The organism is Pirellulimonas nuda, from assembly GCF_007750855.1.
Lineage (GTDB): Bacteria > Planctomycetota > Planctomycetia > Pirellulales > Lacipirellulaceae > Pirellulimonas > Pirellulimonas nuda.
The window spans coordinates 2,697,155-2,719,827 of the sequence record NZ_CP036291.1 but is presented as its reverse complement, the minus strand read 5'-3'; the positions used below and the strand labels follow the sequence as shown (position 1 = coordinate 2,719,827).

The following is a 22,673-nucleotide window of genomic DNA, read 5'->3' as shown; positions in this document are numbered from 1 at the left end:
GGGGTCCTGCGGTCAGGTGGTTTGGAAAGGCCGTTTCAGTCTCGTTCTTGCCGCTACTGGGTCGACCCGTGGGCGATCCGCGGCCCCGGCCCGGCGGCGGGGGCCAACTCTGCCTCGATCTCTTCCAGACTCTTGTCCTTGGTCTCCGGAAGCTCGAACCAGATGAACACAAAGCCCAACAGGCTGATGCCGGCGTAGAGCCAGAAGGCGCCGGCGGCGCCAAAGTTTTCTTTGATCATCGGGAACGTGAAGGTGAGCGCGGCGCAGGCCGTCCACAGCGCCAGCACGCAGAGCGCCATCGCCGAACCGCGGACGCGGTTGGGGAAGATCTCGGAGATCACCACCCACGTGACCGGCGCCAGCGACATGGCGTACACGGCGATGCCGGCCAGCACGAGCGCCGCCATGTGCGCCCCGGTGCTCTGTGCGTAGTACAGCCCGCCGAGCGTCAGGAACAGCAACGCCAGCCCGCTGGCGCCGAACAGCATCAGGCTGCGGCGCCCGATCCGATCGACGAGGCTCATGCCCACCAGCGTGAACAGCAGGTTCACCACGCCGGTGGCGACGATCACGGCCATCGTGCCCCGCACATCGTAGCCGGCGGCGGTGAAGACTTCTTCTGCGTAGTTGAAGATAACGTTGATGCCGCACCACTGCTGCAGCACCACGAGCGCGACGCCGATCACCAGCACGCGCGACACCGTTCCATCGAACAGGTCGGCCAGGCGTTCGCGGCCCACCGGGCCGTCGCCCAGCGTGGCGCGGATGGCGGCCAGCTCGTCGGCCGCGTGCGCTCTTCCGCCGATGCGCGCGAGGATCGCCTCGGCCTCTTCCGTACGCCCCGCCTTGGCGAGCCAGCGGGGGCTCTCGGGGGCCAAGAACATGAGGCCAAAGAAGAGCGCCGCGGGGAACGTCTCGGCCGCGAACATCCACCGCCAACCATACTCGCCGCACCAGGTGTCCAAGAGCGCGGGCCCCTGCGTGCCCGAGGGGACCCCTGAGGCGATTGCCCAGTTCACGAGCTGCGCCGCAAGGATGCCGATCACCAGAGTCAACTGGTTGACCGCCACAAGCCGGCCCCGCATCGCGGCCGGGCTAACCTCGGAGATGTACATCGGCGACAGGTTCGACGCCAACCCGATGCCGACGCCCCCGATCCAGCGGGCGACGTTGAACATCGTCAGGTCGGCCGCAATGGCCGTGAGGACCGCGCTCACGCTGAACAGCAGCGCCGAGAACACCAGCAGCCACTTGCGGCCGAAACGCTCGGTGAGTTTCCCGCTGACGGCGGCGCCCACCAGGCAGCCCAGCAGGGCCGTGCTCATCGCGAAGCCCTGCGCCGAGGCGTTTCCGGCGATGCCGAACGCCTGTTCGTAGAACGGCTTCGCGCCCCCGATCACCACCCAGTCGTAGCCGAACAGCAGCCCCCCCATCGCCGCAACGACGCAGATCATCCAAACAAAGCCGGCGTGGTGCGGGGTTTCCGGCTCGGTCACGTGGCTGTTTCCTGGGGCGTTACTTGAGGAGCGATTGGACGTCTTCAACGCGGAGCTCGCACGTGGGCCGGAACGAGTCGCCCGCCATGTAGCTGAGCAGACTGCGGAGCAGTTGACGGGACGCGGGGCGGTCCGCCTGGTCGGCCGTGACGTTGGCGGAGGTTACCAGCAGGCGACCGCTGCCGACGCGGGCCTCAAAGGCGAGGGCCAGCCGCTTCGGGTGGAACCAGTCGGGGACGACCTGGATAAGCGGCTCGATCTCGTCGCCGAGCCCGCTCAGGTCGAGCGCCGCACCGCCGTTGATCAGGTCCCACCACTGCCAGTTCGACCAGCCCTCGGTGGGGAACAACTTGAACACGGGATGCGAAGGGTCGCACAGCACGCCGAGCGTGTGCGGCGCCTGCCCGTCCGTCCACGCGGTGTTCCAGAAGATGGACGAGAAGCCGAGCTTCTGATCGGTCTTCACACGCTCTGCCGGGAGGGTCAGCAGCACCAAACCGCCATCGGCCAAGCGCTGCTGGGCCTCTTGGTCGAGTTCGCGCGTAACCAGCACATCGGGTCCGGCGGCGCCGGCCTCGGACGGGTAGACCCACAGGTCCCAATCGTTCTCGATGTCCGTCCCCTCTACCGACACCACGAGGGTCAGCTTGCAGGGCGCGGGGGCTGCGCTCGCGGGCGCCGTGACCCGACCGATCCGCGTCAACCTGCCGGCCGGCGCGGATCGAGAAAGATCGCCCCCGGCGACCGCGGCGCCGTCCGCTGCGTTGACCAGCCGCCACCGCAGCTTTGCGTCGCTGATGCCCTCGGGCCCAAAGTTGGCCAGATCGACTTCGGCCGAGATTGTTTCGGCTGAAGTAAACACCCGCTTCGGGAGCCGCGCGAGCGGGACCACGGGACCGCAGAAGCGGCGGAACTCATCGGCGCCGACGTACGGCTTGGCGTCCCAGAACGCGTCTAGCACACCGACCAACGCGGTCCCTTGCCCCGAGAAGTCGCTGAGCCCCAGCAGTTGGAAGCCGCCAAACCCCGGGGTGCGCAGGGCCGATTCGATCTCTTCCTTGTAGCACAGCACCTGCAGCTTGCCGGAGGCCATCAAGAAGGCCTCGGCCTGATCGGCCATGCCGGCGGCCTTGAGCTGATCCGCAAAGATGTCGAAGTTTTTGGCCTTCAGATGGCCCGTGTACTTGCTGCGCTCCGCCAGGTTGGGGAACACGCACCATTGGCCGATCTCGTGCGACACCACCGGCGCCGGGTGGCGGCGGACAAACGCCCGGTAGTCGGTTTGTGTTTCCGGCGGGCTGGCGTTGATCCGCGACTTCAGTTGTTGGCCCCACCCTTGGATGCGCGGCTGCATCGGGACGTGGTACTCGTTGGCGTCGATGATCGGCCAGCCGGCCGCGCCCGTGTACAGGCGACGGTCGTCGATCTTGCGGAAGTGGCCGATCCAGCCGGCCAGGAAGGCGTTCTGGTTGTTCCCCGCCGGCTCGTTGCCGTAGGCCATCAACAGCAGCGACGGGTGGTTCCCGTAGGCGTCGAGGATGCGCTGGGCCTCGCGGTAGATGAACGCGTCGAGCTTGCGCCCCGCGCCGATCTCGGCGCCTTGATTCGCCCACGAAGCGCACTCCACCTGGAAGTACACGCCCAACTCATCGGCGGCGACAAACGCGGCCTCCGGCGGGCAGTAGGAATGGAAGCGGATGTGATTGAGCCCGTGCGCCTTCGCGGCCCCGAGCACACGTTTCCACTCCGCCACTTCCATCGGCGGGTGGCCGGTGAGGGGGAAGACGCAGCAATCGAGCGTCCCCCGCAGCATGATCGGTCGGCCGTTTACCGTAATCTGCGTGCCTTCGACCCCCACGTCGCGGAGCCCGAACACGGTCTCAACGGCCTGCCGGCCTTGCTCCTTGGCCCCGTCGGCGCGCCAGGTGACGCGGAGGTCGTAGAGGTTGGGCGAGAACTCGTCCCACAGCTTTGCCTGCGGGCCAAGCGGGAGGTCGACGCTCAGCTCTTTTCCCTCCTTCGGCACGCTGACCGGGACGACGCGGACCTCGGCCGTCGCCGGACCCGCCCCGCGCAGCGACGCCTCGAGCCTGAGCGATCCACTCGCCGGTTGGTCGAGCAGGCTGGCCATCGTGATCTTCACACGGGCCTGACCCGCGGCCGGTTCTACGCGGACCTTGTCGACCCACACCCGGGGCGTCGCCCGAAGCTCGATCGCCCCGAGCGCGCCGTTCCAGTTCCCCTGGGTGTGGTCCGAAACACTGTGGGAGTTGGGCCCCACGTTCAGGTGCTGGCGGTTGTCGATCCGCAGCACGAGCGTGTGCTCCCCGGGCGAGAGCCCGCCGTCGATGCTAAACTCGTGGGGCGCCGACAGGGACCAGCCTTCGCCGATCGATTCGCCGTCGATCCAGGCCTGTGTGGTCCAGTGGCAGCGTTCCAGGTGCAGCGTCACGCGCTGGCCCTCCCAAGCCCGCGGCACGGTGAAGGTGCGGCGGTACCAGGCCGACCCCGAGTAGTACGTGGTTGGCGTGAGCCAGAAGGGCAGCTTAACCTCGTTCGGCGGTCGGTAGGGGGCGTACTCGTCGCGCGTGCGATAGCCGCTGATCTCCCACTCGCCGACCCACGGGGTGTCGAGCGTCACCGGATCGCCGATTTCTTGCACGGCGAGGGAACCGGGGAGTCGGGCCGTCTGCGTGTACGGCTCCTGCCGGCTCGCCTCGTACCAGCGATCATCGACGCCGACCCCCTTCCGGTCGAGCGCAAGCCGCCACTTGCCGGACAGGTCGATCACGCGGCCGTCGTTGGGTCCGGCGCACGCGGCGCCGATGGCAAGCGTCGAGATCGCCACGCAGCGAGCAAAGCAGCCGATTCCAACCATTCTCGGGGTCCTCGGGTTCATAGCGTGGCGTTCGCGGCCGCATTGCGCGACGGGGCTAGCGTCGCCGATGCGCACATCGAGCGGTGGGTGATCGCACCAAGGTGGTTGACGTCCGCGGCGAGGATCCAATCAAACTCTTCCGCGGCGCCGTCGACAACCCCTAGGCCCAGCAGGCCGAGCGCCCGCATGAACCGACAATGGATCTTGTTCTCGAACTCGAGGTCCGCGTCGAACACGACGAAGGTTGGCAGCGATACGGCGAAGTAGTCGATGGTCACCGGGTCGTCGAGGTGGGACTCTCCATACTCAATCAGCTTTTCGAAGCGGGCCGAGGCGGCGGCCCCCTGCCCAAGGGCCTGGTGGGCGAGCCCCTGGTAGAAGACCATCGCCGGGGGCTGGTCGTTGTAGTACTGGGCCGAGGTTGGCTCGCTGAGTCCTTGCGACGCCAGCCCGAACCATTCCCGCGCCTCGCTCTCACGGCCTCCGCCCCGGGCGGCGACCCCCAGCCAGTAGTGGATGTTGTTCTCCTGGATGCCGGCCAGTTTCCCCTCGCCCAGCGAGTGGGGCCAGTCCAGCGCCCGCGACAGCAGCGTCTTGGCGCCGTCCCATTCTTGAACCGCGATCGCGCGGCGGGCGAGTTCCACGAGACTCAGCACGTACTGTGCGGACGCTTTCCCCTCGCCCCCTTCCCAGGGATGGAAGCTGCGCGAGAGCAGGACTTCCAGCGCCTGCTGATGACGGCCCAACTGATTGAGCAGGGTGATCTTTTCAATCAGAAGATCGTCTCGGGCCGCCACGCACTCGGCGCCGCCCTGCAGCCGCTCGAGCCGCCCGGCCGGGTCATGGTTGAGCCGCTTCGCGAGCTGGTCGAGCTCGTACAGCACGCGCGCGTCGCTCGGGGCAAGCCGGTGGGCCTCGCTCAACATCCGCCACGCGGCGCCAGCATCGTGACGCTTGTTGAAGTAGGCGAGGCCCAGGTTGCGTCGCGGTTGAGCGGCCGTGGGGTCGAGCTCGCACGTCTTCTCCCAGCACGCCATCCCGGCCACGTAACGCTTCTTGCTGAATAGTAGGTTTCCCAGGTCGCACCAAGCCGCGGCGTCGTCCGGCCGCAGGTCGATCGCGGACCGCAACGCCGCCAGGTCGGCCAGCGTGTTGGGGAAGAAGCCCCCACGCGGCGCCGCCGCGGCTTGGGACAGGACGAGGTCGGCCGCAGTAGCGTCTCCGCTCAGCCGCAGCGCCAGCGCCAAATGGTAAAGCAGCATCGACGTCGGCTCGCCGTGCGACTCTCGGTCGACGAATCGCTGAAGCACCTCGCACGCCCGGTCCTCGAGCCCAGCCGCCAGATAGTCTGCCGCGAGGACCGTGTAGTTGTGATCGTCGGCTCGCATGCGGCGCCGGAACACATCATCGCTGGCGCCGGCCACACGCGCGCGCTCGAAGAGCACGCCCACGTTAAACGGATCGCGACGCAGCTCGTCCGCCGCGACGCGCTCAGCCTCTTCGTGCCTTCCAAGCTCGTACAGCACGCATACCAGCAAGTGGACCGCTTGATGGCGCCCGGCGTTGCCGTCGAGGCACTGCCTCAGCAGTCCCTCGGCTTCCACCCATTCTCCTTCGCGGGTTGAAATTCGGGCCAATTCGAAGTACGCCGCGTCTCGGCACGCGGCGTTCCAGGCAGACTTGTGCAGCGCGTCGGCCGCCTCCGCGAAGCGGCCCTGGGCCGCCAGCGCCAAACCGAGCCCGAGCAGCGGCTCGCCGTCGAGCGGGTTCGAGTTGTGTTGCGTCGCACGCGCGACGCCGGTGCGGAAATGGCCCTCCGCCTCTCGGTAGCAGCCGCGACGATAGAGCAATCGGCCCATCGCGATGTTGGTGCGCAGGTCGCCCGAGTCGCGTCGCAGCGCCTCTCGAAAATAGTCTTCCGGCAACCGCGTGGCGTGACGGTACTGCTCTAGATGCATCCCAGCCAAGTAGAGCGATTCAACCGAATCGAGCGCCGCGGGTTCCGGGATCGGCTTGGCCGCTTCCGGTGGGGCGTCCGCGGGGGGCGGGCTCCGATACGCGACCAGCTCGGCGCCGTTGCGGTCGGTCACGATTACGACGAGGCTACGTTCTTCAACGCCGCTGGGGAGGTCGGTCTCAAACTCCGACCAGCTACGCGGGTCGCCGTCAAACTCCTGCAACAGCAGCGTCTCCTCGCCCGACGAGAGCTCGACCTGCGCGCCGGGCCGCTGCGCGGTGGTGTAGACACGCACCGTGGCCCGACGCCCGTCGACATCCAGGCCGACCGCGGCGTCGATCGTTGCGTTCTTGATGACCCCCACGCCCTTGTACGGCATGAAGTACTGCGAGAAGTCCTTCTCCTCCCCCGGCGCCAGCCAGCTAAAGTCGGGCTGGTTGTCGGTGTAGACGCCGCACATCAACTCAATGTACGGGCCGTCTTCGTCGGTCAGCCGCCGGTCCCACGCTCGGCCGAACTCGCCATGACCCCAGGTCCACTGTTTCTTGCCGGGCGACACGTGGTGGCTGGCGACGTGCAGCAGACCGGCCTGACGGCCGTGGTCGTACGAGCCGACGAAGTCAAAGTCCGAGTGGTAGGCCATGTACGAGGTCGGAACCGGGATATTCTTGTACCGACTGATGTCCGTTCCAGGCGAATAGTCGACCTTGTAGTACTCGCCCGTAGCGATCGGAAAGCCGCTCACGCCCCGCTTGCCGTGGTCCATGACCGCGTTGACGTCGGGGGGGAAGATCGACTGGTGGTTCTCGTCTACATGCACGGCGGGGTTCGCCCACCACAAGAACGTCTCGGGCATGGGGGTGCGGTTGTACACGCGGCCCCGGATCTCCAGGTACGCCCTGCCCGGGTAGAGCGTGAAACCGTGCATCCCCTTCGAACCAACCATGCGGTCGATCTCGTTGCACCACACCGTCACCGAGCCGTCGTCGTGCCGCTCGATGTCTGCGTCCACGGGGTGGAACGTGCTGGGACGGTGGTGTTGCGGCCAATTGAACTCAATCCCGCCGCTGATCCACGGCCCGGCAAGCCCCACGAGCGCCGGCTTGATCACGCGGTTGTAGTAGACGAAGTGGTAGTTGTTCGTCTTATCGAGCGCCATCTGCAGCCGCCCTCCGAGCTCCGGGAGGATCATCAGCTTCAGGTACTCGTTCTCCAAGAAGATGGCTTGGTACTGACGCAGAGTCTTTTCGTGGGCGACCGCCTCGATCACCGGGAACGGGTACACGGCCCCGCTGCTCCCCTGATAGACGCGGCGTTCCAAAAACATTGGATTGGGGTCGGGATCGCCAACCTCGTAGGTTGGGATCTCCACCACTTCCCGAACGGCGGTCACGCGATGCGAAGGTCCGAGGGTGGTCATGGTCGACTCGGCGCCGGTAGGCGCCAGCGTGTGCAGCAGGGAGAGCGAAGGGGTTCGGCCATCGAGGAGTACGCCTTCATTAGAACCGGCGCTTCGCGGTCGGTCATGCTGCAAACACGTCAATGCTTTGCGATATTTAGTCAGGGAAGGTTTCACCAGCCAACACCCGTATCTGCCCAAGCGGTGGGGTCAGAAGTTGCTCCGGCGCACGTCGACGCGGCGTGGCTCTGAGCCCGCTTCCCCCCAGCGAGGTTGTCAAGCAACGCCTACAAGGCCTAGGCTTCTCGCAGCTCCTGAACCACAATCAATGTCGGTTCCTTCGTTCGATCGGACACTCTTCGGCTACCGCCTTGGCCAAACTGAAGCACGTTCTGCTGCTCATCGAGAGCTCCCGCGCCTACGGCCGCGACTGCCTGCTTGGCGTGGCCGACTACCTGCGCGCGCACGGCGGTTGGCACGTGCTGAACATCGAGCGCGGCCTCTCCGAACAGCTCCCCAAGGCGATCGCTCGCTGGAAGGGAGACGGGGTGCTCGCCCGCATCGAGAACGCCCGCATCGCCGCGGCGATTCAGGCGTTTGGGGTCCCCACGGTCGACCTCCGCGGGAGCTATCCGCCCCCCGGGGGCGCCATTTTTGACTCGGACCACGCGGCCATCGGCCAGATGGCGGCCGAACACTTCCTCGACGTAGGCTTCACCAAACTCGCGTTCTGTGGGTTCCCTGGCGTCGGCTTCTCGGAGCAGCGCGGCGCGGCTTTCTGCGAGCACCTCAGCGCCCGGGACATCAAGACGCACGTCTACGAGCCCCAAAACCAGAGGCTGATGCCCACCGACGTGCTCGGATGGGAGGCCCGCGGCGAGTTCGAAGGCGCCACGATCGCTAGCTGGCTCAAGGGGCTGCCCCGGCCGCTGGCGGTGTTCGCCTGCAACGATATCCGCGGCCGGCAGGTCATCGAGGCGTGCCACCAGTTTGGCATCGCCGTGCCCGATGAAGTAGCGGTGGTCGGCGTCGACGACGACGAGGTGATCTGCGAGCTCTCCAGCCCGCCGCTTAGCAGCATCCGGCCGAACGCCCAGAAGCTCGGCTTCGAGGGCGCCGCGATGCTCGATGGCCTGATGCGGGGGAAGAAGCCGCCGGCGGCGCCCATCCTTGTCCCCCCGGCCGGCATCTCCCGGCGATTGTCGTCCGACGCCTTGGCGATCAAGGACACCGACGTGGCGGCCGCGATCCGGTTCATCCGTGAGCACGCCTGCGAAGGGATCGGCGTGCCGACCCTGCTCCAGAAGCTGCCGCTCAGCCGCTCGTCGCTGGAGCGACGGTTCAAGGTCGCGGTCGGTCGCACGCCCACCGCCGAGATCGAGAGGGTCCGCATGGAGCGGGCGAAGTTGCTGTTGGCCGAAACCAACAACAGCCTGAAGAACGTCGCCCGACTGACGGGCTACGGGACCGCTTCTCAGTTCGCGACGGCGTTCAAACGCTACGCCGAGATGACGCCGGGGCAGTTCCGCGAGCGGAACGGCCGGCAGTCCGATTGACCAGCGCGCAGGCCCCGGCGGTCCCGCCCCGCTGACCGGCTTGACCTAATACTACAGCGCTACGTTGATCTTGTTTGCGTTTGGGCGATCGGCCATGTTGTTGGTGTCGCAGGGGGGCGACCTGGCGCAGGGCCGCTAGCATGGACGCCGATGAGATCCGCCGTTTGAAGCCGGAATTGACGAGTTACTTGCACGAATTCGACGCCTGTTTCTCGCGTCGGGATACTCGTGCGCACTTGCCAACCTACGTCGAAGGCCAACTCTCCGAACTGCCCGCGAAGAGTTGCGAGCCGATGGCGCTGGCCGCCGGAGTGGCGCCGCGGACGCTGCAAGAGTTCCTGGCCCAGCACCGCTGGGACGAAGACGCCGTGCGCCGGCGACTCCAAGAGATCGTCCTCCGAGATCATGCGGGGCCGCACTCGATCGGCCTGATCGACGAAACGAGCGACGTCAAGAAGGGGGACAAGACGCCCGGCGTGCAGCGGCAGTACTGCGGCTGCGTCGGCAAGCAGGAGAACGGCATCGTCACGGTCCACTTGGGCTACGCGACCGGCGACTTCCACGCGCTGGTCGACGGCGAGCTGTTCTTGCCGGAGAGTTGGTCGGAGGACCGCCAGCGGTGTCGGGCCGCCGGCATTCCCGAGGACATGGTCTACCGCTCCAAGTGGAAGATCGCCCTGGAGCTTTGCGATCGGGCCGCGGCCCACGGCGTGATGTTCGACTGGCTGACGTTCGACGAAGGCTACGGCGGAAAGCCGCTGTTTTTGCAGGGCTTGGACGGTCGAAAGCAACGCTTCGTCGCCGAGGTCCCGACGACGTTCTCGTGTTGGACCGACCGGCCGCGCGTGACGGAGCGACCCTTTCGCCGCGGCGGTCGCGGCCGGCCCCGCAAGGTCCCGCGGTTGGTCGCCGCAGCGAGCGCCCCGCAGAGCGTGCAAGACCTCGCCGAGAACTGGCCCGAGCTGCGCGATCAAGCGTGGACCCGGTACTACGTGAAGGACGGCGAGAAGGGGCCGCTCGTGTGGGAGGCGAAGCACGCCCGCATCGTCATGAAGAACGACGACGGGTTGCCGGGGATCGAACTCCACCTGCTCGTCGCCCGCAACGCATTGAACCACGATGAGGTGAAGTATTTCATCAGCAACGCCCCGTCCGACACGACCATCGAGACGTTGTTGCTGGTTGCGTTCTCGCGGTGGCGCGTCGAACGGTGCTTCCGCGACCAGAAGCAGGAGATCGGACTCGATCAGTGGGAGGGCCGCTGTTACCTCGGTCTCAAACGCCATTTGATCCTGTCGTGCGTCAGCTACTTGTTCCTGGCCCGCTGTCGTGAACGGCTGCGGGGGAAAAAATCCGGAGGTCACGGTCTGCCAAGTCCACGCCGCCGTCGGCGCGCTGCTGCCGAGTTGGCAGCGTAACGGCCGGGCCTCGCCGACGCTCATCGAGCACACCGCCAACGTCATCCAGCACTGGCAACAACGCAACGCCGCCGCGCGGGCCTCCCACCGGAAGCGAACCCTGAAAAAACTGCGGAGAAACGGCATCATTCTCAAAGGCCTGATACGCTGCAGATGGACGTGACCTAGCGCTGTAGTGCTAATTCGTCAGTCAAAATACGGCATTTGACAAGAACCCGCCGGTAGATATTAATGAACTTGGTCTGGCGTCGGCAGCGCCGTCCGAGGCGCCCGGCGGCGTAGCGTCCGCGGTTTGGTGCATCCGCTCTTTTCTGGGCTTCGACCCCCCCGGCTGCGATATGAAACGGGCTCATTGCTTTGTCGCCTTGACTCGTGCGGCGACCCTTCGATGAAGCGTCTTGGAAATAGATCCGCGCTGGTCGAGTTGCTCGTGGTGATCGGCATCTTAGTGGCGCTGCTCCCCGCCGTGCAGTCCGCCCGGGAAGCGGCCCGCAGCAGTCAGTGTCAGAACTACCTCAAGCAAATGGGGATCGCGGCTCTGAATCACGAGTCGTCCAAGAACGCGCTGCCGCCGGGTGGCCTCTTCTTCGACAGGTTCTACAGCGACGACCCAGTCGCCGGACACGACGCGAGGGGATCCGATTGGGCGATCGAGTCGCTTCGGTTCATCGAGGAACAACCGCTCTATGACCAGCTCGACTTCACCGGCAACAAGAGCTACCGCTCGCAGGTCGTGAACCCCTCGGGCCAATCGAACCTCAAGGCAGGACAGACCATTCGGAGTCGTACGGAGGCGCTTCGCTCGGTTCGATTTCCGGAATGACCAAATCTGTAACGTTTGTTACGAACTATGACAATGCCGAGCTGATAGTCTGATGGATGGGCCGTCGATGGGAATAGAACAGGTAAGCTAGCAACGCTCCCCAAGCTTGCGGCGACGCCTCGTTCGAGGCCTTTTCACTTTCGGACTGTGTCGAGCGAACAACCCTTTCCTGGATTGAGTTGACGGTAGACGTAGCGTGGCGCACGTAGGCCTCCGCTGCGTTCCCATTGTCTTTCACCTACTTCCGCAGACCCTCTCATGATGGCTTGCTCGATCGCCGCTCGACCAGTCGTCGTCAGGCAGCCGGCAGCCAAGAGAGACAGACTTTACACGCCCGTGTCCGCAGCGGCCGCGCGGGCTTGCGAGCGGACTACTTCAATGCCCGACACCAAGCTAAGCCGTACGGATTCCGCACCGCAACCGACCTGTTAAATCCCCTGGGGGCTGGGCGGCCGTGTCGGCCGGCGCTGCTGGGGGCTCACTTCTCTGGGAGATTCGACTAATGAGACTCACCTACTGCGGCTTGTTGGGGGCGTTGCTGTTGACGCCCGCGTCACACGGGGCGCTTGTCCATCGCTACTCGTTTGATGATGCGGACATCGTGGGCGCCACCAAGGGGCAGGCCGACCTCGTCGGCTTAGACAACGCCACGCCGACCGGAACGGGCGGCGGATCGAACATCACGACCGGCCAGGCGGGACAGTTCGGTCAGGCGTACGCCTTCGTCCGCGACGCGCTCCCGAGCGGCAGCGCCACGCAGTCGCTCACGGACTTCGAGAACCTAATGACCATCGCCTCCGGCGCGGTCCCCTCAGGAGCCAATGATCGGACGATCTCGGTCTGGTTCAATCAGACCACAGCCGATTCCGGCCAGAACAAACTATTCGGATATGGGACCAACGTCGGCGGCCAAGCGATCGATGTCGGGCTCGAGGCGGGGGGCATCCGACTCCGCCACTTTGGCGGGAATATCCTGTACGGATCCGGCAACGATTTTGCGACCGGCGGCGCCAACGAGGGGTGGCATCACCTGGCGGTACGCGTTAACCCCGGAGCTTCGACCTTCGCTGATGTCGATGTGTTTCTGGACGGCGCCCAACTTACGGGCGCCGGTTCCACCGCCACAACGCTCAATACTGCTGCATCGGCTTTTGGGATCGGCACTACGTCTATTCCGACCGGCGGGGCGATCCAAAACGGCTTCACCGGCTTGCTGGACGAGCTGCAGATCTACGACACCGCGTTGTCCAACACAGAGATCAGCCAACTGGCGACGCGGCCGGTGCCCGAACCCGGTTCGCTGCTGTCACTCGTGGCCGGCGTCGCGCTGCTGACCGGCATGAAGGCCAGACGCTGCGTTGCTCGAACGGCGTAACCACACGTTTTTCACAACCCGATCCGGCTAGCGGGAAGGCGCCCATTTGGGAGTCGGGGCGCCCCCCGCTAGTCCATCGCGGCGCGGGCCCCCGATATGCCCCACCGCAAACGTCAAGCAGTTCCGCTCAAAACCGAGGCGTCACATCGTGCCTAGTTTATTCTGCCACTTGTCTCTCTTCGGGACGCTCGCCGCGTTCCTGGTGTCGGGGCACCTTCACGCAAAGCCCAACGTTGTTCTGTTCCTCGTCGACGACATGGGCTGGACCGATTGGCAACGCGACGCCCAGCTCAACCCCACCGGCAGCCTGCTCTACGAGACCCCGAACATGCTCCGCCTTGCGCAGCAGGGGCAGAACCTCACCAACGCGTACGCGGCGTGCCCCGTGTGCTCTCCTACTCGGGCCGCGATCACCACCGGCAAGACCCCGGCCCGCACCCGGATTACCGACTGGATCTCCGGCTCTGGCGTCAGCACCGCCAATCTTACCCAGCCGAACTGGACCAAGAACCTCGCCGCCAGCGAGACCACGATCGCGGAAGCCCTCTCCGCCGATGGCTACCGCACAGGGTTCTTCGGAAAGTGGCACCTCGGCCAAGCCGGCAACGCCGGTGCCGACCCGTTGCAGAACGGGTTCGACGTGAACGTCGGGGGCGGGACCTTCGGCAACCCGGGCAGCAATGGCGGGTTCTTTGCCGGAAGCGACGGCGCCTGGGCGCAGATGCCGGGGCTCAACACACCCGGAACCTACCCGTCTGACAAGTACCTCTCCGACGCGCTCTCGGAGAAGGCCGCCGAGTTCATCGCCGATGAGGCGGAGGGGCCCTTCTTCCTGGAACTGGCCCACTACCTCGTCCACACGCCGCTCCAGGGCCCCGCGGACCTTGTTGCCAAGTACCAGCAGAAGATCAGCACACTGCAGTCGCAGGGGGTCAACCTGCAGGAGCACGACAACCCGACCTACGCGGCGATGGTTGAGAAGATGGACCAGTCGCTCGGCGCCCTGCTCGACAGCCTGGAAGACCCCAACGGCGACGGCAACATGAGCGACAGCATCCGCGACAACACGCTGATTGTGTTCGCGTCGGACAACGGCGGTCTGTACGGCGCCGAAGGGAGCCCCACGCGAAACCTCCCGCTACGCGATGGAAAAGGGAGCATGTACGAGGGGGGCATCCGCACGCCCCAGATCGTGAGCTGGACCGGAAACGCCTCGATCGCGCAGGGCGTGATCTCCACGGCCCGCACTTCCTCCGAAGACCTCTACCCCACCTTCCTCGACGCGGCCGGGGCGCTCGGTTCGGCGACGGTCCCACAGAACACCGACATCGACGGCGTCTCGATTCTCAGCGCGCTCGAGGGACAGGCGTACGACCGTGGCTTTCAATTCTGGCACTACCCGCACGTCAGCCCTCAGGACAACAGCAGCGCCCTGATCTCTGGCGGCTCGTTCGTCAGCGCGGTCCGCGACGACCAGTGGAAGCTGATCTTCTTCTACGAAGATCGGCACTACGAGCTCTACAACTTGGCCACGGACCTGTCGGAGACCACCAACGTACTGGCCGACAACCCAATGGTGGCGCTGAACCTGAGCCAGGCGCTGCGCGACTACCTGATCGACGTCGACGCCCAGATGCCCATCAGCCGGGCGACCGGACAACCGGTTGCCGCACCGAACGTGCTGTTCGCGTTGGTCCCGGGCGACTTCAACAACAGTGGGCAGATCGATCCGGAAGACTGGTCGATCCTGAGGCAGAACCTTTTTTCCGACGTCTCCAACCTCGACCCGCAGGCCGCCTACGCTCTGGGAGACATCACGCAGGACGGCCTGATCAACCGATTCGACTTCGCTTCGTTCCGCGAAGCCTACGCTGCGGCACACGGGCCAAACGCACTGTCGGCACTAGATAGTGCCGCGGTGCCAGAACCCGGCTCGGCCGCGCTCATAGTTGGTTCCACGCTCCTCGTCTTGCTACGCCAACTTTAGGACGCAGCGACCCCGCGAGTCCGGTACGCTCGCGGACCGATCGCCCCCCCGCACGCCAAACGCGATTCCACGCCGCTCTTCTCAGCAAGCAGATACGACACAAAGGCATAAGACCATGAACTGGAAAGCAACGCTCGCCTTTCTCAGCGTAACCTTGCTGCTCGCAGCACAGGCATCTGCGGTGCTGGTGTCCCGCTATACCTTCGACAACGCCAGCATCAGCGGCAAGACGGCCCTCGACGTCGTCGGCTCAAACAACGCGGTCCCCACCGGCACGAACGGCGGAACGGGGATCACCACCGGGCAATCGGGCTACTTCGCGGACGCGTTCCGTTTCGCCGGCGCCGGCGCCGGCGCCGCGGTCACCGACTACGAGAACCTGCTCGCTGTCCCCGCCGGGGTCTCGCCGTCCGGCGCCGCGGAGCGGACGTTCACCACCTGGTTTAATCAACTGGCCCTGAGCGGACAGAACAAGCTGTTCGGCTACGGCGATGTCAACACGGACATGGACGCCACCACAGGCGAAGGATTCGACGTCGGCCTTGAAGCGGGGGGCGTCCGGATCAGAAACGGCAACGGCAACATCACCTACGGAACCGGGCTCAATTTTCTCGGCGCCAACGCGGGCTGGAACCACCTAGCGGTCCGCGTCAACCCGGGCGCCACGACCTTTGCGAACGTCGATATCTTCTTGAACGGCTCGCTGCTCGCGCCCCAAGACCCGTTGGCCATCGACCTGGCAGACACGCTGGCGACCACCAGCTCACCGCTCGGCATCGGCAACACGTCGAACACCGCCGGCGGCAGCGCAACCACCAACGGCTTCAACGGCCTGATCGATGACTTCCGCATTTACAACAACGCTCTGTCTAATTCAGAGATCGTGACGCTGGCCTCGGCGCCCGCCACGCCCACCTTCGCCATAACCGTGAATCGGGGTACCGGCGGGATTCTGCTCTCACACAGTGGCGCCACCGCCAACATTCTCGGCTATCGCCTGCTGAGCACGGCCGGCGCCCTCAACCAGACAGGTTGGACCAAGATCAGCACCGCGTACGACGAATCGGGGGACAAGTCGGTCGACACAGACAACGATTGGACCGTGCTTTCCCCCGCAACAAGCACCACTAGTCTCGCCGAAGCCGAGCTGGAAGGGGGCAACGGCGGCTTCCTCGCCAACGCGCAAAGCGTGAACTTCAGCCAATCGGGCGGGCTCTGGACCCGCAACCCGACCGAAGACATCGCGTTCGAGCTGCTACTGGCCGATGGCAGCATTGTTAACGCTTCGGTGTTCTACACAGGCAATGGGGACGCGCACTTCCAGACCGGAGACCTGAACTTCGACGGCGCCATCAACGCCGCCGACTGGGGCGTCTTCCGCTCGAACCTGTTCTCCACCTACACGACCACCGGCCTGGCGAATTACGCCCGGGGCGACCTCGACGGCGATGGCGACACCGACCGCTTCGATTTTTCTGCTTTCCGCACCGCGTTCGACGCCGCCAACGGTATCGGGGCGTTCGCCTCCGTCTCGTCGGCAGTGCCAGAGCACAGCTCGCTTGCCGGCGGCTTGGCGTTGATGGTTGCTGCTTGTCTGTTCCGTTCCAAATCACGCCGCGAGGGTTCTTCGATGCTGTTCCACGTTGGGCGGCGCTGCAAGCCGCTAGTGCTCCTGCTTGGGGCCATGGTTGCGACGCTCGCCGCGTCTCCCGCAAGCGCCGTTCTTATCGCCCGCTACTCGTTCGACGACACGAACATTGTGTCGGGGACGAAAGCTCAGACCGACCTGGCCGGCGCCAACAACGCCGCCCCCACGGGCACAAACGGGGGCGCCAACATCACCACCGGGGCCGTCGGCGTTTTTGGACAGGCCTACTCCTTCTTGAACGACAACGCCCCAGGCGGGAACGCCACCGTGATGCTGAGCGACTTCGAGAACCTGATGACGGTCGCGTCCGGCGCCGTCCCGTCGGGGACCGCCGAGCGGACCTTCTCGCTGTGGTTCAACCATTCCGCGAGCGTCGGCCAGAACAAGCTGTTCGGCTACGGGACCAACGTCGGGGGCCAAGCGCTCGACGTAGGGCTCGAGGCAGGCGGCATCCGATTGCGGCACTTCGGCGGCAACATCACCTATGGCGCCGGATTCGACTTCCTGGGCGCGAACGCGGGTTGGCATCACCTGGCGGTTCGCGTAAACGCGGGCGCCTCGACCTTCGCGAACGTCGATGTGTTCCTCAATGGCTCCGCGCTTGCGGTAACCGCCACCGGCGGGGGCGGCACGGGGCAAGCGATCAATACGGCTGCTTCGGCGTTTGGCATCGGCACCACGTCGATCGATACCGGCGGGGCCATCCCGAACGGCTTCACGGGGCTGCTGGACGAGTTTCGCATCTACAACAACGCGCTGAGCAACTCGGAGATCGCCGCGCTGGCCCTCCCCCCCGCGCCGCAACTCCTAACGCTCGAGGTCGAAACCAACACCGGCCGGGTGTACATCAAGAACGCCTCGGGCGCCGATTTCTCCGCGGGCTTCTACCAGATCTCGAGCGACGACGTCGCCAGCAACGGCGGCTCCCTGGTCCCCGCGAATTGGAACAGCCTGCAAGATCAAAACCTTGCCGGGTTCCCCGCCGGAAACGGCACGGGCAACGGCTGGGAGGAAGGGGGCGTGGCCACCGACAAGATTCTGGGAGAAGCGTTCCTGGGCATTGGTGGGGCAGGGGCCTCCCTGTTCGCCGACGGCATGACCCCCATCAACCTGGGAGCCATCTTCAAGACCACCGACGCCCAGGACCTGACGTTTACCTATCAACTCGCAAACGGGACGTTTGTGAACGGGAATGTCGCCTACGTCACCGGCCCCGCGGGCCTGAACGGCGACTACAACAACGACGGCCACGTGGACGCGGCCGACTACACCGTGTGGCGAGATAGGCTGGGGACCTCTGCCGTGCTCCCCAACGACACGACTCCCGGCTCGGTGACGCAGGCCGACTACGCGGTCTGGAAGAGCAACTTTGGGCTCCCCGCGCTCGGCGCGGTCGCCGGGAACGGGGCCGTTCCGGAGCCGGCCGCGGCCTTGCTGCTGACGATCCTCGCCAGCGTTTTGCTGGGCGCCCCGCACGCCAGGCGGCATCGTCGGGCGGCCGCTCTCGGCGCGGCGGCGCTGCTGATGGGGTGGGCGGCGACCTCCCAGGCGAAGTTTGATGATCGTATCTATCGTTTCGGCGAAACCGAGGGGGGCGCGGCCGGCAATCCGATCGTTGGCGGCGTGACCTTTGACAGCGCCGGCGTGTCGATGACGGGCACCTTTCAGGACCTGGCGGCGTCCGGCGCGGCGACGTACGCCAACGTTTCGTCCACGGGCGCGGGCGCCCTCAGCCGACCCGGCGCCGCGGCCGGCGCCGTAGGAATCACGCTCGACGGCGCCAGCTTCCTCAGCGGCGCGAACCTGAATCGCCCCTCGCTGACGGCCTCGTCCACCGCCGGCGGCGGCAACCTCGACTACAGCGGCCTCAACAACCGGGGCTTCCAGCTCTGGGTCCGCCCGAGCGCGGTCGGCACGCTCCAGCGGGTCGTGCAAGACTCGAACCAGCACGGCGTCACCATCACCGCCGCCGGCCTCTGGCAGATGAACTACGGCGGCACCAGCACCACCTCCACCTTGGCGGCCGCCACGAACGCGTGGTCGCACGTTGAGCTCGTCAACCCCGCCGGCAACCTGTCTGTCCTCTACGTAAACGGCGTCGCAGTTGCGACCGACAGCCGCGCCTACGCCGACTCGGACTTCCCGTTGGTGATCGGCGCCAACACGGGGGTCTCGGGGACCGTCGGCACGACCGAGTTCTTCACCGGCGTTGTGGATGACATGTCGATGTTCGTCATCGGAACCACCACAAACGGGCTGCAGCGAGGGCCCTTCAACTTTGCGACCGACAACGCCTTTGCCGCGTCGAAGCTGAGCGCCATCCCGGGCGACTTCACGGGAGCTGGGGGCCTGCCGGACGGGGTGGTCAACTCGCTCGACTCCAACGCCTTCCTCGCGGGGTGGGAGAACCGAAACCTAGTGAACAACCGATTGGTCGGGGACCTGAACAGCTACGCCAAGGGGGATCTGAACTTCGACGGTGTGACGGACCTGCGAGACGCATTCATCCTGCACACCGGCCTGCAGAACGCCGGACTAGGGGGGCTGAACTTTGCCGCCCTCGGAAACACCGCGGTTCCAGAACCGAGCGCGCTAGTCGTGGCGGCGATTTTCTGCGCCACCCTGACGCCTCGTCGCTTGCGACGGACGTTGCTAAGCGCCTAAGAACGGCTCCCACGGATCGCCGCCCACCCAAACACGACCCGCAATTCGGCAAACCACTCCCAAGGAAGAACGACCATGTTTCACGCTAAAGTGCGTCCCGTCCGGCCGGTGTGCAAACGGGCCTTTACGCTCGTCGAACTGCTGGTGGTCATCGCCATTATTGGCATCTTGGTAGCGTTGCTCCTCCCGGCAGTGCAGGCCGCCCGAGAAGCCGCACGCCGATCGCAGTGTCAAAATCAGCTCAAGCAGATCGGCATCGCCCTGCTCAACTATCACGACGCCCAGGGCCAATTCCCGCCCGGCGCCCCTTGCAGAACAACCAATGGAACTGGTTGCTCGATGATTCCTGGGCCGAACTGGGTGGTAGCGATCCTGCCCTACATGGAGGCGCAGAATGAGTACGACCAGTTTAACCTAACCGTGAACCTGGACAACGTCGCGAACACGCAGGCGTCGAAGCAGCTCATCGCGGGGTTACTTTGCCCAAGCGACGATATCGCCTCGAACCCGTTTGTGGGGGGCATGCGAGGACGGAACACTGGGTCGCTCACGCCGTACCCAACCACGCGGGCTATCGCGGGGTCACTAGCGCTCTCGTACCCCGGATCGGTTGGCAACACCGCGGACGGCAACGTACGTGGCGGGGCACGCGGATGTGAGTTCTGCGGCGCCAGCCCTAAGATTGGTTCGTACTGCTGTCGCGGCAACGCTTTCGGATCGACCGAAAAGAAGGATGGTTACGGCATGCTGCACCGCGCTGCGCTCCCCGAGATCACTATCGCCAGAGTGACCGACGGCACCTCCAAGACCTATATCGTTGGCGAATCGCTCCCTAACGAGTGCGCACACAACGCGGCTTTTGGCGGCAACCACCCCGTCGCGAGCACGTCGATCCCAATCAATACGTTCATCCCCCCGGGCTCGGCCACCATCACCGACGACCTCTGGTATCACGCCTGCGGCTTTAAGAGCCGTCACCCAGGGGGGTCGCACTTTACGCTTGTCGATGGCAGCGTGCAGTTCGCTGCGGAAGACATCAACTACTACGTGTACAACTCGTACGGCTCGCGAGCCGACGGCGAAGTGGGCGAAACGCCGCCGGTAGAAACCGACGGAACCGTTCCCCCTCCGCGATAGGGTCTGGCGACGCGTTGCCAACGTGATTCTTTTCCTGGCGTCGAGGATAGAGCCCCTCGAACCGATCGGCTAAAACGGGGAAACTCTCAACCCCACAACGACGCATAGGTAGAAAGTCCCGTGAAATCCTTGCTCATGTTGGCGGCAGCGGCGGGTCTGCTGGCGTCCTCCGGCTGTGGCGGATCGAAGCATCCGATGGTGCAGGTCACCGGTCTGGTCACGGTCGCCGGAGAGGCCCCGCCGGTCGATGGCGTGATCGTTTTCTCGCCCGTCAGCGTCCCTACCGGGGGCGCCATGCGTCCCGGCACGGCCCCATTTGGAGTATCGGGAAAGTACCGCGCCGGCACGTTTAAAGCGGGGGATGGGCTGCTCCCGGGCAAGTACCGGATCTCCATCCAGTGCTGGAAGACCCCCCCATCGGCCGGCGGCCCCCCTGAAGTGAGCTACATCGACGACAAGTACACCCGCATGTTGACCAGCGGCTACACCCTCGATGTCGAGGCGGGCGGCGACGCGATAAAGCTCGATCTACCGCTTGACGCCGCGCGGTGAAAAGCCCCGCTTCGCACACCCGCTCGGCGTGCCGGGCCCGCCCCTTCGTCAGTCAGAAGTGGCGATCCTTCAACGCGGGCACGCTTGCACGGTGGTTGACGCCGAACAGCACGCTCTGGCCGGAACGCTCCGACCCGCTCGGGTCAGGCCGAGCACTGCGCCCTCGCCAAGATCCTGCGAGACTAGAACCCGCCCGATCGAGGCGCATGACGCCTCCTACGAAAATCCAGTGCCGAACAAGAGAAGCGACCGATCCTAGACGGCCGCCCGGGCAGGCTGGCTACGCGTCGACCGGCTGCGGATGGGTCCAGGGCTCGCGATAAGGCCTCGCAAGAAGCTTGCTCGCGTCGGCGTCGTCGATGACGTCGCGTTTCTTTGGGTCCCAGGCGAGCTCTCGGCCTAGCTGCATCGAAAGGTTGGCGAGGATGCAGCTAGCGGCCGAGATGTGCCCCTGTTCAATGTCTGCAACGGGGCGGCTCCGCTCCTGGATCGCCTTGAGAAAGTCGCGTTGGTGCTGTCGGTTCGCCACCGCGGTCGAGGGGTCGAGGTCTTTCTGATCTAAGTCTTGTGGGTACTTGTCGAACTCCTCGACCACCTCGCCGCCAAGCTTCTTCCCCTTTCCATACGGCTCGAACTCCCAACGACTCACGCTAGCCTTGAGTGTCCCTTTCTCGCCGTAGATGTACGCCCCCCACGGGTAGTCGGGCTTGGCGCTATTCCCCCAGGTGCGGTGGGTCCACACGGCATTGAACTCGGGGAAGGTGAAGGTGGCGGTCTGAGTATCGGGGATATTCGCGGCGCCCCCGCGGTCGACATAGATGCCACCGCTGGAGGAGATGCGCGTGGGCCACCCCAGCTTCAGCATCCACCGCACCATATCAAGCATGTGAACCCCCATGTCACCCATGATCCCGTTGCCGTATTCCGTAAACAGCCGCCACTGGCGCGGGTGCACCAGGGGGTTGTACGGCCGCATGGGGGCCGGACCCGTCCAGAGGTCGTAGTCGAGATGGGGCGGTGGCTCGATGCTCTCTACGTTGCGGTTGCTCCGCATGTGGTAGTAGCAACAAATCTCGACATGGCCGATCTTCCCCAATAGGTCTTGCTCGATCACCTCTTCGACAGCTTGAACAAGGTGCGGGGTGGAGCGACGCTGCATGCCGACCTGCACGACCCGCTCGTGGCGCCTGGCAGCGGAGAGCATGGCCTGGCCCTCGACGACATCCACACTGATGGGCTTCTGACAGTAGACGTCGGCGCCCTGCTGGACCGCGTGGATCATGGGCAGCGCGTGCCAGTGGTCGGGGGTGCCGATCAGGACGATGTCGAACTCGTGGTCCCGAAGCATCTCACGATAGTCGCGGTACTTATGCGGCGGCGTCTTCGCCCCGTGCCAACCGGCCGCTCGCAGCGCGGCCTGATCGAGCATCTGGGAATCGGGATCGGCCAGCCCAACGACCTCGACCTGCGCCACCTGGCAGAGCGCATAGAGGTCTGTCTTCCCGTACCACCCCGCACCGATCAGCCCGACTCGGGGGCGCTTGTCTACGTTCCTCGCGAATGCGTGAGAACCGACGGCGTTGGCCGCCAAGGCGGCGATACCGGCTTGAAGAAAATGGCGGCGTTCCATGGGTTCCGATTCCAAGGTGTCTCGCTGATGGCTTGCCACGCTGCTTGAAGGCCTCGTCTCGAACGACCCTGCAACCATCCTAGCGTCCCGGGTGTGAGATGTATACGAAAAGTGCGGCGCCCAGCGCCCGGCACACCATCGGCAGCTCGCATG

The 22,673-nt window shown here is 65.4% G+C and carries 12 protein-coding genes; 8 read left to right on the top strand and 4 right to left on the bottom strand.

What is annotated here, in order from left to right; translation table 11 throughout:
- Positions 1–53: 53 nt before the first annotated feature.
- Genes Pla175_RS10980 through Pla175_RS10970 form a run of 3 tightly spaced genes read right to left on the bottom strand, consistent with a single transcriptional unit; the run spans position 54 to position 7,751 of the window.
- Positions 54–1,496 (bottom strand): sugar porter family MFS transporter, encoded by a 1,443-nt coding sequence (locus tag Pla175_RS10980; protein WP_145284229.1) that lies wholly within the window; start codon positions 1,494–1,496, stop codon positions 54–56.
- A 19-nt stretch (positions 1,497–1,515) separates the two neighbouring features.
- The gene (locus Pla175_RS10975; protein WP_145284226.1) at positions 1,516–4,374 is read right to left on the bottom strand and encodes a sugar-binding domain-containing protein; all 2,859 of its coding nucleotides are present in this window, start codon (positions 4,372–4,374) and stop codon (positions 1,516–1,518) included.
- 17 nt (positions 4,375–4,391) lie between these two features.
- A complete protein-coding gene (locus Pla175_RS10970) occupies positions 4,392–7,751 on the bottom strand; it encodes a DUF5107 domain-containing protein (protein ID WP_145284223.1) in 3,360 nt (1,119 codons plus the stop codon).
- Positions 7,752–8,101: 350 nt separating this feature from the next.
- Between Pla175_RS10970 and Pla175_RS10965 the strand changes: the two genes are divergently transcribed.
- The 8 genes from Pla175_RS10965 (at position 8,102) to Pla175_RS10930 (ending at position 20,890) form a co-directional block, all read left to right on the top strand.
- Entirely contained in the window at positions 8,102–9,286 is a 1,185-nt protein-coding gene (locus Pla175_RS10965; RefSeq protein WP_145284220.1) for an AraC family transcriptional regulator, read from the top strand.
- A gap of 140 nt (positions 9,287–9,426) precedes the next feature.
- Positions 9,427–10,704: an IS701 family transposase gene (locus tag Pla175_RS10960; RefSeq protein ID WP_315851498.1), complete on the top strand. Its 1,278-nt coding sequence runs from the start codon at positions 9,427–9,429 to the stop codon at positions 10,702–10,704.
- Positions 10,705–11,092: 388 nt separating this feature from the next.
- The gene (locus tag Pla175_RS10955; protein WP_145284217.1) at positions 11,093–11,527 is read left to right on the top strand and encodes a DUF1559 family PulG-like putative transporter; all 435 of its coding nucleotides are present in this window, start codon (positions 11,093–11,095) and stop codon (positions 11,525–11,527) included.
- Positions 11,528–12,029: 502 nt separating this feature from the next.
- Entirely contained in the window at positions 12,030–12,902 is an 873-nt protein-coding gene (locus Pla175_RS10950) for a LamG-like jellyroll fold domain-containing protein (protein ID WP_145292051.1), read from the top strand.
- A gap of 148 nt (positions 12,903–13,050) precedes the next feature.
- The gene (locus Pla175_RS10945) at positions 13,051–14,889 is read left to right on the top strand and encodes a sulfatase-like hydrolase/transferase (protein WP_145284214.1); all 1,839 of its coding nucleotides are present in this window, start codon (positions 13,051–13,053) and stop codon (positions 14,887–14,889) included.
- A gap of 115 nt (positions 14,890–15,004) precedes the next feature.
- A complete protein-coding gene (locus tag Pla175_RS10940) occupies positions 15,005–19,201 on the top strand; it encodes a beta strand repeat-containing protein (RefSeq protein WP_145284211.1) in 4,197 nt (1,398 codons plus the stop codon).
- Between the two features lie 75 nt (positions 19,202–19,276).
- Positions 19,277–20,338: a DUF1559 domain-containing protein gene (locus Pla175_RS10935; protein WP_145284208.1), complete on the top strand. Its 1,062-nt coding sequence runs from the start codon at positions 19,277–19,279 to the stop codon at positions 20,336–20,338.
- 120 nt (positions 20,339–20,458) lie between these two features.
- Positions 20,459–20,890 carry a hypothetical protein gene (locus Pla175_RS10930; RefSeq protein ID WP_145284205.1) on the top strand — a complete coding sequence of 144 codons (432 nt, stop codon included), beginning with the start codon at positions 20,459–20,461 and terminating at the stop codon, positions 20,888–20,890.
- Between the two features lie 280 nt (positions 20,891–21,170).
- Here Pla175_RS10930 and Pla175_RS10925 read toward each other — a convergent pair whose 3' ends face one another.
- Positions 21,171–22,520 (bottom strand): Gfo/Idh/MocA family protein, encoded by a 1,350-nt coding sequence (locus Pla175_RS10925; protein WP_145284202.1) that lies wholly within the window; start codon positions 22,518–22,520, stop codon positions 21,171–21,173.
- Positions 22,521–22,673 lie beyond the last annotated feature (153 nt).